We start from the raw sequence: 13,058 nt of genomic DNA, 5'->3' as shown, positions 1-13,058 counted from the left end.
TCCTGAAGGAACGTTGAAGACTACGACGTTGATAGGTCGGGTGTGTAAGCGCAGCGATGCGTTGAGCTAACCGATACTAATGAACCGTGAGGCTTAACCTTACAACGCCGAAGCTGTTTCGGCGAAGAGACAGACAATCAAATTTCAGCCTGATACAGATTAACAGAATTTGCCTGGCGGCTTTAGCGCGGTGGTCCCACCTGACCCCATGCCGAACTCAGAAGTGAAACGCCGTAGCGCCGATGGTAGTGTGGGGTCTCCCCATGTGAGAGTAGGGAACTGCCAGGCATCAAATTAAGTAGTAAGCCGGTGCATAAATCCGGTGGTTACAGAAGTCTTCGGTGGAGCGGTAGTTCAGTCGGTTAGAATACCTGCCTGTCACGCAGGGGGTCGCGGGTTCGAGTCCCGTCCGTTCCGCCACTTATTAAAAGCCCTGAGCATTTGCTCAGGGCTTTTTTCTTGTCCGCGTTATAATTATTGCTTAAACAGCAAAAATCCTCTGCGTTTCACGATCTTTTTCTGCATAACGGCAACAGCGATAATCTTCCTCACTTAATAACATAATGATTTTTGAGGAATGACATGACTATCCCTGCACTTGGTCTCGGCACTTTCCGCCTGAAAGACGACGTTGTTATCGCATCGGTAAAAACTGCACTTGAACTGGGCTATCGCACCATTGATACGGCACAGATTTATGAAAATGAAGCAGCAGTTGGTCAGGCCATTGAAGAGAGCGGCGTACCGCGTGACGCACTTTTCATCACTACCAAAATCTGGATCGAGAATCTCAGCAAAGATAAGCTCATCCCAAGCCTCAAAGAGAGCCTGAAAAAACTGCGTACGGAATATATTGATCTGACGTTGATCCACTGGCCGTCACCGAACGATGCTGTTTCTGTAGAAGAGTTCATGCAGGCACTGCTGGAAGCGAAAGAGCAGGGCTTAACCCGGGAGATCGGTATTTCTAACTTCACGATCCCGCTGATGGAAAAAGCTATTGCGGCGGTAGGTGCCGCGAACATCGCCACCAACCAGATTGAACTCTCTCCCTACCTGCAAAACCGTAAAGTCGTGGCATGGGCGAAACAGCACGGGATCCATATCACCTCTTACATGACGCTGGCTTACGGTAAGGCGCTGAAAGACGAAACGATCGGACGTATCGCGCAGAAGCATAACGCCACTGCCGCGCAGGTGATTCTGGCATGGGCGACAGGCGAAGGTTATGCCGTGATCCCGTCATCAACCAAACGTGAAAACCTGGCCAGCAACCTTTTGGCGTTGGATCTCAAGCTGGATGAGGACGATAAAAAAGCGATCGCCGCCCTGGATTGCAACGATCGCCTGGTCAGCCCGGAAGGGTTAGCCCCGGACTGGGACTGAGATTAACCCCTCACCCGATGCCTTAAACCCTCACACAGCTCCTCCTGGAGCTGTTTTTACATGCTCACTCAGGAAGTCAATAAAGGCGCGTATACGCGTACTTACCGCCCTGTCGCTGTAATATACCGCACTGAAAGGCATCTCAACGGGCAAACGCTTATCTGCCATCAGTTCTACGAGTTCGCCGCGCGCAATTTCCTTATCAATCATATAGTCAGACAAACAGGCGATGCCGTTTCCCTCCAGACAAAGCTGTTTCAGCGTCTCACCGCTATTAGACGATAAACCGCAGCTGACTTCGTAAAGTTGCCCGTCATGACAGGCTACAGGCCAGGTATTGAGCGATAAAGGTTCTGTAAATCCCAGGCAGGTATGCTGCTTTAAGTCTTCGACCGTCTCAGGCTTGCCAAACTGCGCGATATACTGTGGCGAAGCGATAATTTTACGATAGCTGGTAAACAGGGGACGGGCGCGCAGACTCGAGTCCGTTAAGTTTCCCGCTCGGATCGCCACGTCGACCTTACGTTCAATCAGGTTGATAAACGTCTCTGACGACACCAGTGAAAGCGTCATCTCCGGATAACGCTCGCGGAAGGGTTTAATCAGCGGCATAAGGAAATGCAGGACGACAGGGGTCGCGGCATCAATACGCAACAGTCCGCGCGGCGTATTACGTGATTCAATGATTTCCGTCTCTGCCGCCGCCATCTCCTGTAAAACAGACTGGACGCGACGGAAGTAGCGTTCACCTTCTTCCGTCAGGCTGAGCTGCCGCGTCGTTCGGTTGAGCAGGCTCACCCCGAGCTTCATCTCTAACTTCTTCACCGAGCGGCTGATGGCCGAGTTAGCCTGACCCAGTTGTTCCGCAGCACGGCTAAAGCTGCCGCTCTCTACCACGGCGACAAAGATTGTAAGCTCTTCCGACGTTGCTTTCATTGTTGCACCATCCGCAAAATTCAATTGATATTTTGACCATTTTTGTTATTTAAACACTGGCGCATACTTCGTGTCATCTTAATCCTGAAGAGACGGAGTATTTTATGCCACTGGCGCTACTTGCCCTGACGATCAGTGCTTTTGCAATTGGCACGACCGAATTCGTGATTGTTGGACTGGTTCCAACGATTGCTGACCAACTTTCTATTTCGCTGCCCTCAGCTGGGCTGCTGGTTTCTATATACGCTCTCGGTGTTGCCATCGGTGCACCCGTGCTGACGGCGCTCACCGGACGGTTTCCACGTAAGCAGCTGCTTATGGCCCTGATGGTGCTGTTCACTGCCGGAAATATCCTGGCCTGGCAGGCACCTGATTACACCACGCTGGTGATAGCCCGCCTGCTGACCGGCCTTGCGCATGGGGTGTTTTTCTCCATCGGCTCGACCATCGCAACCAGCCTGGTCCCGAAAGAGAAAGCCGCATCCGCCATTGCGATTATGTTTGGCGGCCTGACCGTCGCGCTGGTAACCGGCGTGCCGTTAGGGACCTTTATCGGCCAGCATTTCGGCTGGCGCGAAACGTTCCTTGCGGTATCCCTGCTGGGCGTCATTGCCCTGGTGGCTAGCCTGTTATTAGTCCCGTCGACGATCCCCGGTCGTGCCAGCGCCAGCCTGAGCGAGCAGCTCAAGGTGCTCACTCACCCACGATTACTGCTCATCTATGCGGTAACGGCTCTGGGTTATGGCGGCGTCTTCACCGCTTTCACCTTCCTTGCGCCAATGATGCAGGATCTCGCGGGCTTTACACCGGGTGCAGTGAGCTGGATCCTGCTGGGGTACGGTATCTCCGTGGCGATTGGCAATATCTGGGGTGGCAAACTGGCCGATAAGCACGGCGCGGTCCCGGCACTGAAGTTCATCTTTGCTGCGCTGGTCGTTCTGCTGCTGGTTTTCCAGTTCACCGCATCGATGCAGTACGCCGCGCTGGTCACGGTTCTGGTGATGGGGATCTTTGCTTTCGGTAATGTGCCGGGCTTGCAGGTATACGTGGTTCAGAAGGCTGAGCTTTATACCCCTAACGCGGTGGACGTGGCATCCGGCCTGAACATTGCGGCGTTTAATATCGGCATCGCGCTCGGCTCGATTATTGGCGGGCAGACCGTGGAGCATTTTGGCCTGGCGCAAACGCCGTGGATTGGTGCGGCGATTGTACTCGTGGCATTCCTGCTGATTGGCCTGAGCGGACGCTTGGATAAACCCGCGCGCGTGGTGATGGGTTGAACCTGTGTAAGTGCTTGCTTACAAAACTGGAAAGCGGTTTCTCAGAAATTGCGTTGAAAGTGTAACCTAAAGTCCCTATAACAGTAGAACCAGTCCGTTTTCCGGGCTGGTTCACGTTACAGAGGTCGTTTCCAAAAGTGCGAAAAAATACCTATGCCATGCGTTATGTTGCCGGAATGCCCGCGGAGAGAATCTTACCTCCGGGGTCGTTTGCGAGCCTTAGCCAGGCATTGCCCGCTGGCACCCCGTTAAGCAGCGATGAAAAAATCCGGGTACTGGTGTGGAATATTTTTAAGCAGCAGCGCGCGGAGTGGTTATCCGTGCTCAAAAATTTCGGAAAGGACGCGCATCTGGTTCTGCTGCAGGAGGCGCAAACCACGCCTGAGCTGGTGAGGTTTGCTACCACTAACTATCTCGCCGCCGATCAGGTGCCTGCGTTTGTCCTGCCGCAACATCCCTCGGGCGTCATGACTCTGTCGGCCGCGCATCCGGTGTACTGCTGCCCGTTACGCGAACGCGAGCCCATCCTGCGCCTGGCAAAATCAGCGCTGGTAACGGTCTATCCGCTGCCGGACACCCGCTTGCTGATGGTGGTGAATATCCATGCAGTCAACTTCAGCCTGGGCGTGGATGTCTATAGTAAGCAGTTACTTCCAATCGGCGATCAGATTGCTCACCACAGTGGACCGATCATCATGGCCGGTGATTTCAACGCCTGGAGTCGCCCGCGCATGAACGCGCTGTACCGCTTCGCGCGTGAAATGTCGCTCCGGGAAGTTCGTTTCAGCGATGACCAGCGCAAAAAAGCGTTTGGTCGTCCACTCGATTTTGTCTTCTATCGTGGTTTAAGCGTGCATGACGCCTCTGTTCTGGTGACGCGCGCCTCCGATCATAATCCTCTACTCGTTGAATTCAGTCCCGGCAAACCTGATAAATAATGGTGTGTCAGGTCTGCCATGGGGCAGGCCTGTACGGGTACTGCCCTTTATTTTGTAACCAACCAAAGGACAGTAAGATGACAACAACGCAATCCCATCATGACAACGTAGAAAAACAGTTTGGTTCACAGGCGAGCGCTTATCTGAGTAGCGCCGTACACGCTTCCGGGCGGGATTTGGTCCGGCTGGGGGAACGTCTGGCTGCTTTCCCACAGGCTCACGTGCTTGATTTAGGCTGTGGAGCAGGGCACGCCAGCTTTACCGCCGCGCAGAAGGTGGCACAGGTGGTGGCGTACGATTTATCCAGCCAGATGCTGGAGGTGGTCGCGGAAGCCGCAAAGGCGAAAGGGCTGAACAACGTTGCTACGCGCCAGGGGTATGCCGAATCCTTACCCTTCGAGGATGAAACATTTGATGTTGTCATCAGCCGTTACTCAGCTCACCACTGGCATGATGTCGGCCAGGCATTACGGGAAGTCAAGCGCGTCCTGAAACCCGGCGGCGTTTTCATCATCATGGATGTGATGTCGCCCGGCCATCCTGTGCGCAATATCTGGCTGCAAACGGTCGAGGCGCTGCGCGATACGTCGCATGTACAGAACTACTCCAGCGGCGAGTGGTTATCGTTAATCACCGACGCCGGCTTAATTTCACGCTCGTTGATAACCGATCGGTTACCGCTGGAGTTCAGCTCCTGGATCGCACGCATGCGCACGCCGGACGCGTTAAGCCAGGCTATTCGTTTATATCAGGAGAGTGCGTCCGCTGATGTGAAGAGGTACTTTGAACTGCAGGAAGATGGCTCGTTTACCAGCGACACCATTATGGCTGAAGCGCAAAAAGCGGGATAAAACAAAAAAGGCACCGGGGGAATCGGTGCCTTTTTTACGTTTCGTCGTGTAATCAGGAGTCTGGTGTGGCGCTGTTTTTCACAAACAACGTCAGCTGGTCACCTGGCTGCAGATTGTCAGTATCATTATTCCAGCGCATCACATCTTTGATGTTCACGCCGTGACGTTTTGCGATACTAGACAGCGAATCACCCTTACGCACGCGATAGGTAATGCTATCGCTGTTTCTGGCAAGACGCTGTGCGCTGCTACCCGCACCAACCGTCAGAGTCTGACCCACTTTCAGGCCTGAACTGCGCAGGTTATTCCACTGCTGCAGATCTTTCGTATTCACGCCAAGACGTGATGCAATGCCTGAAAGCGTATCGCCTGAACGAACCTTATAGCTACGGCTGCTTACCGGCGAGGTATCCGCAATCAGCGTTGACTGAACGGCTGCAATCTCACCCGAAGCTAAAGACTCGCGAAGTTGTTCAGCATGCTTCTGCGGAACCATCACATACTGCGGGCCACTTGCCCCCAGCGTTGAGCCTTTAACGCCTGCATTAAAGGTTTTCAATTTACTTACCGACATGCCCGTCATATCGGCAACCTGTTGAATATCAACCGGGCTGCTGAGACGGACACGCGCCAGTGCACGACTTTCGTCTGGTGTTGGCAGTGATACACCGTAACGCTTGCTGTTCTTGAGAATATCGCTCAGAGCCAGCATTTTCGGTACGTAAATCTTCGTTTCCTGAGGCAGTGAAAGCGACCAGAAGTCAGTGGCTTTACCACGCGCTCTGTTCGATTTCATCGCCTTAAGTACACGACCTTCGCCGCTATTATACGCTGCGACCGTTAATAACCAGTCGCCGTCAAACATCTTGTTCAGACGTTGCATCATGTCGAGAGCGGCTGTCGTGGAAGCGACAACATCGCGACGCGCATCGTAGTTGCGGGTCTGTTTCAAACCATAATTGCGCCCGGTGCTCGGAATGATCTGCCAAATACCTGCGGCATTGGCGCCAGACGTTGCGTGTGGGTCAAAAGCGCTCTCCACTATGGGTAGGAGTACCAGCTCCATAGGCATGTTACGTTTCTTAACCTGCCCGGCTATCCAGTACATATACGGCTCTGCCCGTAACGTTACATCGTGGAGATAGCTCTTATTTCTCAAATACTTCTGTTTCTGTTCGCGAATCCGGCTGTTTTCCGGAATTCCCATCTTTAGCTCGTCGCCAATAGAGGCCCACAAGTTCTGTTCCTGCGCAAATGATGTCCCATCGTCCATCCAACGCGCCGAACTTGTAAACTTCCCTGCTTCCCCTTGACCAGCTGCAGAAAGGCTCTGTGCGTGCTGTTGTACGTTATTGCCAGTCTGCGACTGGCAACCGACAAGCAGGACAGAGGCGAGTAATATCGCTTTTGCCTTCATGTGTGTGTCAATAGTTGCTTAAAAGACGAGCGATGATAACGGCGAAATTTTGAAAAGGCAACCCGCATTTATCTGAAGTTATCTTTCTTTGACCTTAACCATGCAAATCGCGCTTCTGGGTGTTGCAAATTTGTTTCTTTAGAAATTTCATCAATTAAATCAACATCATTTGTGCGTAAAAATAAATTTATTTCTCGCTCTTTTTTCAGAATTACGGGTAGTGTTTTTTGGTTTTTTGCACGTAACTCCTTCACTTTCTGGTAATAATCCTGAATAGCACGATCGTACGGTAGAATGCTGGCCGCAAACTTCATATTCCCTAATGTATACTCATGTGCACAACATATTACGGTGTCGTCCGGGAGGGCGTTAATCTTCTGTAAGGACTGGTACATCTGCGCTGGCGTTCCTTCGAACAACCTTCCACAGCCGCCGGAAAACAGCGTATCCCCGCAAAACAGATAAGGGGCGCTGTAGAAACAAATATGTCCTGAAGTGTGACCTGGCGTAGCAAATACGGAAAACTTCAACCCGAGTATGATCACCTTTTCGCCCTCATCGACTACCTGCGTGACGCCTTTATCGCGCGTCTCCGCCGGGCCGTACACCGCCAGGTGCGGGTACTGCGCCAGCAGAGCCGGTACGCCGCCCACATGGTCGTTATGGTGATGGGTAAGCAGTATGGCTTCTGGCTGCCAGTTATTGTCGTTGATGGCCTGCAAAATCGGCGTAGCCTCACCCGGATCGACAATGATGCACCGACGAGCGTCGTCAACGATTACCCAGATGTAATTGTCCTGAAAGGCGGGAATACTGATAAGATTCATACATTACCTCTTACGGCGTGGCGGATGTGTTGATGAAACAGGCAAGGATACCTCGAACTGTCGCAGCACCTGAACGTTGGGCGGAATTGCCCTGGGGTGACTATTATCGCGAGGCGTTAGAACGCCAGCTTAAGCCCTGGCTCGCGAAAATGTACGGTTTTCACCTGCTTAAGATTGGCAATCTCAGTGCTGAAATCAATACCGAAAGTTGCGCTATCTCTCATCAGGTGAATGTTTCTCTTAACGGCTCTCCCGTGCAGGTGAAGGCAGACCCGCTGCATTTACCGTTTGCTGAAAAGTCCGTTGATGCCTGTATGCTGGCACACACGTTGCCCTGGTGCAGTGACCCGCACCGTCTGCTGCGTGAAGCGGATCGCGTGCTTATAGATGACGGCTGGCTGGTCATCAGTGGCTTTAACCCGCTTAGCCTGATGGGGCTGCGTAAGCTGGTTCCCGTACTGCGCCGCACGCCGCCGTATAACAGCCGCATGTTCACAATGACGCGCCAGTTGGACTGGCTTTCACTGCTGAATTTTGAAGTGCTCTGCTATGGCGGTTTTCAGGTACTGCCCTGGACGCGCAAAGGGGGCGTGGTGTTAAGTACCCATCTGCCAGCGTTAGGCTGTATGCAGTTTATCGTGGCGCGTAAGCGGACCATCCCCCTTACGCTTAACCCGATGAAGCAGAGTAAATCGAAAGCCCGGATCCGCCAGACCGTCGGCGCAACACGACAGTACAAAAAGCCCTGATCAGGCTTCGGCCTGATAGCCAACATCCTCATGCGCGGGGTTGGATGCGGCCGCGCGGGCGAGCTCGTCGCAGCGTTCGTTTTCGGGATGCCCGGCATGCCCTTTGACCCACTCCCACTTAATGACGTGCTGCCCCAGGGCGGCATCAAGACGCTTCCAGAGATCCACGTTTTTGACTGGCTTCTTCTCTGCGGTTTTCCAGCCGCGTTTTTTCCAGTTATGGATCCACTGGGTAATGCCCTGACGCACGTACTGGCTGTCGGTGCTCAGCGTCACGTCGCAATGCTCCTTCAGCGCTTCCAGCGCCACGATGGCAGCCATCAACTCCATGCGGTTGTTGGTTGTCAGAAAATAGCCTTCGCTAAAAGTTTTTTCATGTTCGCGATAGCGCATAATGGCGCCATAGCCACCTGGCCCTGGGTTGCCCAGACACGATCCATCGGTGAAAATTTCTACCTGTTTACGCATCTCTGGTAGACTTCCTGTATTTGAAACGTTCAGTTAAACGATAAGTCTGACATAAATGACCGCTATGAGCACTGCAATTACTCGCCAGATTGTCCTCGATACCGAAACCACCGGTATGAACCAGATTGGTGCCCACTACGAAGGGCACAAAATCATCGAGATCGGTGCCGTTGAGGTGGTAAACCGTCGCCTCACGGGGAACAACTTCCACGTCTATCTTAAGCCCGACAGGCTGGTCGATCCCGAAGCGTTTGGCGTTCACGGCATTGCCGATGAGTTCTTGCTGGATAAGCCAACCTTTGCGGACGTGGCGGACGAGTTCCTGGAATACATCAAAGGCGCTGAGCTGGTCATCCATAACGCGTCGTTTGATATCGGCTTTATGGATTATGAATTCAGCAAGCTGAACCGCGATATACCGAAAACCAACACGTTCTGTAAAGTCACCGACAGCCTGGCGCTGGCAAGGAGAATGTTTCCGGGCAAGCGTAACAGCCTCGATGCGCTCTGCTCACGCTACGAGATAGACAACACCAAGCGAACGCTGCACGGCGCACTGCTCGATGCCCAGATCCTGGCCGACGTTTATCTGACCATGACCGGCGGGCAGACGTCGATGAAATTCAGTATGGAAAACGAATCCCAGCAGTCGCAGGGCGAGGCGGGAATTCAGCGCCTTGTTCGCCAGGCCAGCCGGTTGCGGGTTGTCCACGCCAGCGATGAAGAGCTGCTTAACCATGAATCCCGCCTGGACCTGGTCCAGAAGAAGGGCGGAAGCTGTATGTGGCGGGGTTAATCACCAATAAATGCGCGTAAAATCGCCGCCCGGGTGATTTTTGCAGCAAACGATTCAAAACGTGAGAAAAAGCGTTGACGAGTTCAGAGGCAAACCGTAATATGCGCCTCGTTCCCCAACGGGAACAGTGGAGCGGTAGTTCAGTCGGTTAGAATACCTGCCTGTCACGCAGGGGGTCGCGGGTTCGAGTCCCGTCCGTTCCGCCACTATTCAGAAGGCCTGAATCAGAAATGATTCAGGCCTTCGTCGTTTTTATCTTCCCTCACGCTATTTACGTCTTACTCCCCCCTCCTGGCTTGGTTAACAAAAAGTTAATATATGCAGTGCAATTTATTAACAATTGCACGATTTTAGTGCATTAATTGCACTTTTATTGTGCGATATCCTCTCATCCGTTCGTAAGTCATACTTTCGAATGTAATAATTATGTAAAAATAATTCATAAGAAATCATTCGGTTACCTTTTGTTTTCCAAAAACTTCCTGAACCAATGCGCTATTGGTTCGCTAATTGCTTAATCATTAGCACAATAAGTAGCACGTCATATCAATAACTTATCGTTAATAAAAACAGAGCAATGATGACAGCGAGCGAACCAATATGGAAAAAGCGTCACGGTTTCTGGCAAATTCCAGCACCGCGCTTGAGCAGTTGCGCGGGCTAATCCACCAGCATGAGTCAACACCAGGCATTCCGCTGCCCACCGAACGTGAGCTGTCGGACACTCTCGGCGTAGGACGGCGTGAAGTCCGTCGTGCGCTGGACGTGCTGGAAGAAGAAGGGCGGATCTGGCGTAAACAGGGGAAAGGCACCTTTATCGGTCCGGCTGCCCCCGTTGAACCCCTGGCCCTTCAGGGATTGGTTCAGCAAACCAACCTACTGGAAGTCATGGAAGCTCGTCTGCAGCTCGAACCCGGCTTAGCCCGTCTTGCGGCACTGCGTGCCACCAGGGAAAACCTCGCGCTGATGCAGCGCATGCTGGAGCGCATCGATAAGGTCAGCCCGGATGACCGCGATCTGAATGAGCTGTGGGACAGCGCATTTCACCGTGCGATTGCAGAGGCTGCCGGCAACCGCCTGATGCTCGGCCTGTTCGATGCGATTGATGCCGTCCGGCGCGAACCCGGCTGGCAGCATCTGCGCGAGCTTGCCCGCACCCCTGAACGTGTCGATAGCTACAACGACCACCATCATAGAATCATGTCAGCGATTATCCATCGCCAGCCGAACGAGGCTGCCGGCGCGATGCGCGAACATCTGCTCAGCCTGCAAACCGCGCTGATTCAGGCCATTCACAATGAGGACGACGCCACGCTATGACGACAATCCCTTTTAAGGAAACCGCCCCCGTACTGCGGCTGGAAAACCTCAACGTCAGGTTTGCTGGCTCTCCGGTTAGCGTGCTGGACGGCATCTCGCTCTGTGTGAAGGCGGGTGAAACGCTGGCGCTGGTGGGGGAATCCGGCTGCGGAAAAAGCATCACCTCGCTGGCGTTGATGGGGCTGTTGCCCGCCAGCGCGCAAATCGTCAGCGGTGAGATGCACTTCCGCCGCCACGATCTGCGTAAGCTCTCACCGCGGGAATATGCTGACCTGCGCGGCAGCGAGCTGGCGATGATTTTCCAGGAACCCATGACCTCACTAAACCCGGCCTTTACCCTGGGCGACCAGCTCAGCGAGGCGGTCATGCGCCATCAGAATGTCTCACGCGCAGAGGCGATGAACGTGGCGCTGCGCATCCTCGAAAAAGTCCAGATACCGGCCGCTGAGATGCGTCTGAAAGCCTATCCCCACCAGCTCTCTGGCGGGATGCGCCAGCGCGTGATGATCGCCATGGCGCTGATTAACCATCCCCGTTTACTGATTGCCGATGAACCCACCACCGCGCTGGACGTCACCATTCAGGCGCAAATTCTTACGCTGCTCAACACCCTAAAAGAAGAAACGGGCACGGCGGTTCTGATGATTACCCACGATCTGGGCGTGGTGGCCGAGGTGGCTCAGCAGGTCGCGGTGATGTATGCCGGGCAGGTGGTAGAGCAGGGGAGCGTGGAGGCTATCTTTGCCGACCCGCAGCACCCATACACCATCGGTCTGATGGGGTCGATTCCCTCTCTTGGCGCACGCAAAGGCCAGCTCTCCACTATCCCGGGGTCTGTCCCTCTGCCGGGAGCCATGCCGAAAGGCTGCCGTTTTGCCACCCGTTGCCCGTTTGCGCAGACACGCTGCCACGATGAAAAACCGCCGCTCAGCGCACTCGGCGCGGGCCACGAGGTTGCCTGTTTCCGCGTACCGCTGGAACATCACATTGCGCTGGGAGAAATTGCATGACTACACCCATTCTGGAAGCGCGTGACCTGAGCAAGCGCTTTCCCGGTCCTAAAAAACTGTTCGCCCCGGCACGGTTCGTTACGGCGGTCGATCGCGTCTCCCTCGCGGTGATGCCCGGTGAAACGCTGGCGATTGTTGGCGAATCCGGTTCCGGTAAATCTACCCTTGGTCGCCTGCTTCTGCGGTTACTGGGTGCCAGCGAAGGACGCGTGTTTTATCAGGGAGAGGAGATCACCGATGCATCCGGTGCCCGTCTGAACCAGCTCCGTCGGGAACTGCAAATCATCTTTCAGGATCCCTTCGCCTCGCTGAACCCGCGCATGACCGTCGAGCAAATCGTCGGCGAGCCGCTGTGGCTGCACCAGAAGATGAACAAAAACGATCGCCAGTACCGTGTGGCTGAGTTGCTCAACACCGTGGGGCTGCCCGCCGCCTGGGCCGGGCGTTATCCGCATGAGTTTTCCGGCGGACAGCGTCAGCGTATCGGCATTGCGCGCGCCCTGGCGTCCGGTCCAAAACTGTTGCTGGGCGATGAGCCGGTTTCGGCGCTGGACGTGTCCGTCCAGGCACAGGTGGTGAATTTGCTGGAAAGCCTGAAGCATCAGTTGGGCCTGACGATGGTGATTGTCGCCCACGGTCTGGCGGTCATTCGCCATATGAGCGACCGCGTGGCGGTGATGTATCTCGGGCAAATTGTCGAGCTTGCCACGGTAGATGAAATCTTTGACGCACCGCTGCACCCCTATACCCAGGCGTTAATGGCGTCTGCGCCGCAATTGCAGCCGGGCGTTGAGCGAGACGCTCCGCTGCTGCAGGGGGATTTACCGAACCCGGCCAACCCGCCGTCCGGCTGTCGGTTCCACACCCGCTGCCCGTACGTTACCGACGAATGCCGCCAGGTCGAGCCGATCAATCAGCTACTCGACGGCGGCCGTCAGGTGGCCTGTCACCGCTGGCAGGACATTAATCGCGATCGCAGCGTTATCCAGATAGCACCGCCATCCGCAGCCTTTCTGCGCCGCCGCGCGCTGTTTGAACACGCGGCCACTCACTCCTCCCTTTCTTCAAGGAACTCATGAT

13 protein-coding genes, 2 tRNA genes and 2 rRNA genes are annotated in these 13,058 nt (G+C 54.3%); 13 read left to right on the top strand and 4 right to left on the bottom strand.

The features are described from left to right. From FFS28_RS08260 to dkgB, 4 genes are all read left to right on the top strand, one after another. Positions 1–101, top strand: a 23S ribosomal RNA gene (locus tag FFS28_RS08260); the annotation flags it as partial. A 71-nt stretch (positions 102–172) separates the two neighbouring features. Beyond that, positions 173–288 (top strand): 5S ribosomal RNA (rrf, locus tag FFS28_RS08255). 55 nt (positions 289–343) lie between these two features. Next, a tRNA-Asp gene (locus FFS28_RS08250) sits at positions 344–420 on the top strand. 162 nt (positions 421–582) lie between these two features. Then, positions 583–1,386 (top strand): 2,5-didehydrogluconate reductase DkgB, encoded by an 804-nt coding sequence (dkgB, locus tag FFS28_RS08245; RefSeq protein WP_137849257.1) that lies wholly within the window; start codon positions 583–585, stop codon positions 1,384–1,386. A gap of 30 nt (positions 1,387–1,416) precedes the next feature. On the opposite strand, the gene yafC is transcribed toward dkgB, so the two are convergent. Then, a complete protein-coding gene (gene yafC / locus FFS28_RS08240; RefSeq protein ID WP_058609363.1) occupies positions 1,417–2,322 on the bottom strand; it encodes a DNA-binding transcriptional regulator YafC in 906 nt (301 codons plus the stop codon). 104 nt (positions 2,323–2,426) lie between these two features. Between yafC and FFS28_RS08235 the strand changes: the two genes are divergently transcribed. The 3 genes from FFS28_RS08235 to FFS28_RS08225 all read left to right on the top strand — a co-directional run bounded on the left by FFS28_RS08235 (position 2,427) and on the right by FFS28_RS08225 (position 5,391). Continuing rightward, positions 2,427–3,602: an MFS transporter gene (locus FFS28_RS08235; protein WP_058609362.1), complete on the top strand. Its 1,176-nt coding sequence runs from the start codon at positions 2,427–2,429 to the stop codon at positions 3,600–3,602. Positions 3,603–3,739: 137 nt separating this feature from the next. Next, a complete protein-coding gene (locus FFS28_RS08230; RefSeq protein WP_042320745.1) occupies positions 3,740–4,540 on the top strand; it encodes an endonuclease/exonuclease/phosphatase family protein in 801 nt (266 codons plus the stop codon). 77 nt (positions 4,541–4,617) lie between these two features. Continuing rightward, complete coding sequence (locus tag FFS28_RS08225) at positions 4,618–5,391, top strand: class I SAM-dependent methyltransferase (RefSeq protein WP_137849256.1); 774 nt, start codon at positions 4,618–4,620, stop codon at positions 5,389–5,391. Between the two features lie 52 nt (positions 5,392–5,443). Here FFS28_RS08225 and mltD read toward each other — a convergent pair whose 3' ends face one another. Continuing rightward, positions 5,444–6,808 carry a murein transglycosylase D gene (gene mltD, locus FFS28_RS08220; RefSeq protein ID WP_137849255.1) on the bottom strand — a complete coding sequence of 455 codons (1,365 nt, stop codon included), beginning with the start codon at positions 6,806–6,808 and terminating at the stop codon, positions 5,444–5,446. Between the two features lie 68 nt (positions 6,809–6,876). After that, complete coding sequence (gloB, locus tag FFS28_RS08215; protein ID WP_137849254.1) at positions 6,877–7,635, bottom strand: hydroxyacylglutathione hydrolase; 759 nt, start codon at positions 7,633–7,635, stop codon at positions 6,877–6,879. 32 nt (positions 7,636–7,667) lie between these two features. Between gloB and FFS28_RS08210 the strand changes: the two genes are divergently transcribed. Continuing rightward, positions 7,668–8,384: a class I SAM-dependent methyltransferase gene (locus tag FFS28_RS08210; RefSeq protein ID WP_102891392.1), complete on the top strand. Its 717-nt coding sequence runs from the start codon at positions 7,668–7,670 to the stop codon at positions 8,382–8,384. On the opposite strand, the gene rnhA is transcribed toward FFS28_RS08210, so the two are convergent. Further along, a complete protein-coding gene (gene rnhA, locus FFS28_RS08205) occupies positions 8,385–8,852 on the bottom strand; it encodes a ribonuclease HI (RefSeq protein WP_101738193.1) in 468 nt (155 codons plus the stop codon). It lies immediately after the preceding gene. Between the two features lie 64 nt (positions 8,853–8,916). On the opposite strand from rnhA, the gene dnaQ reads away from it, so the two are divergent. From dnaQ to FFS28_RS08180, 5 genes are all read left to right on the top strand, one after another. Then, the gene (gene dnaQ, locus FFS28_RS08200) at positions 8,917–9,648 is read left to right on the top strand and encodes a DNA polymerase III subunit epsilon (RefSeq protein WP_072208784.1); all 732 of its coding nucleotides are present in this window, start codon (positions 8,917–8,919) and stop codon (positions 9,646–9,648) included. 129 nt (positions 9,649–9,777) lie between these two features. Next, positions 9,778–9,854 (top strand) — tRNA-Asp (locus FFS28_RS08195). Positions 9,855–10,248: 394 nt separating this feature from the next. Continuing rightward, a complete protein-coding gene (locus FFS28_RS08190) occupies positions 10,249–10,968 on the top strand; it encodes a FadR/GntR family transcriptional regulator (protein ID WP_088207889.1) in 720 nt (239 codons plus the stop codon). Continuing rightward, entirely contained in the window at positions 10,965–11,978 is a 1,014-nt protein-coding gene (locus FFS28_RS08185; RefSeq protein WP_102891391.1) for an ABC transporter ATP-binding protein, read from the top strand. Before FFS28_RS08190 ends, FFS28_RS08185 begins: the two co-directional genes overlap by 4 nt. After that, positions 11,975–13,057 carry an ABC transporter ATP-binding protein gene (locus tag FFS28_RS08180; protein ID WP_137849253.1) on the top strand — a complete coding sequence of 361 codons (1,083 nt, stop codon included), beginning with the start codon at positions 11,975–11,977 and terminating at the stop codon, positions 13,055–13,057. Before FFS28_RS08185 ends, FFS28_RS08180 begins: the two co-directional genes overlap by 4 nt. Position 13,058: the final 1 nt, after the last annotated feature.

The sequence above is a fragment of the Enterobacter sp. 2VL genome (assembly GCF_005503595.1).
Classification (GTDB): Bacteria; Pseudomonadota; Gammaproteobacteria; order Enterobacterales; family Enterobacteriaceae; genus Enterobacter; species Enterobacter cancerogenus.
Note: the sequence above shows the minus strand (reverse complement) of the source record. Positions and strands in the feature narration are given on the sequence as shown.

Bases quoted from the DNA above. Each gene is read 5' to 3' on its own strand.
- dkgB (WP_137849257.1), top strand. From the start codon at position 583: ATGACTATCCCTGCACTTGGTCTCGGCACTTTCCGCCTGAAAGACGAC.
- yafC (WP_058609363.1), bottom strand. From the start codon at position 2,322: ATGAAAGCAACGTCGGAAGAGCTTACAATCTTTGTCGCCGTGGTAGAG.
- FFS28_RS08235 (WP_058609362.1), top strand. From the start codon at position 2,427: ATGCCACTGGCGCTACTTGCCCTGACGATCAGTGCTTTTGCAATTGGC.
- FFS28_RS08225 (WP_137849256.1), top strand. From the start codon at position 4,618: ATGACAACAACGCAATCCCATCATGACAACGTAGAAAAACAGTTTGGT.
- mltD (WP_137849255.1), bottom strand. From the start codon at position 6,808: ATGAAGGCAAAAGCGATATTACTCGCCTCTGTCCTGCTTGTCGGTTGC.
- gloB (WP_137849254.1), bottom strand. From the start codon at position 7,635: ATGAATCTTATCAGTATTCCCGCCTTTCAGGACAATTACATCTGGGTA.
- FFS28_RS08210 (WP_102891392.1), top strand. From the start codon at position 7,668: ATGAAACAGGCAAGGATACCTCGAACTGTCGCAGCACCTGAACGTTGG.
- rnhA (WP_101738193.1), bottom strand. From the start codon at position 8,852: ATGCGTAAACAGGTAGAAATTTTCACCGATGGATCGTGTCTGGGCAAC.
- dnaQ (WP_072208784.1), top strand. From the start codon at position 8,917: ATGAGCACTGCAATTACTCGCCAGATTGTCCTCGATACCGAAACCACC.
- FFS28_RS08190 (WP_088207889.1), top strand. From the start codon at position 10,249: ATGGAAAAAGCGTCACGGTTTCTGGCAAATTCCAGCACCGCGCTTGAG.
- FFS28_RS08185 (WP_102891391.1), top strand. From the start codon at position 10,965: ATGACGACAATCCCTTTTAAGGAAACCGCCCCCGTACTGCGGCTGGAA.
- FFS28_RS08180 (WP_137849253.1), top strand. From the start codon at position 11,975: ATGACTACACCCATTCTGGAAGCGCGTGACCTGAGCAAGCGCTTTCCC.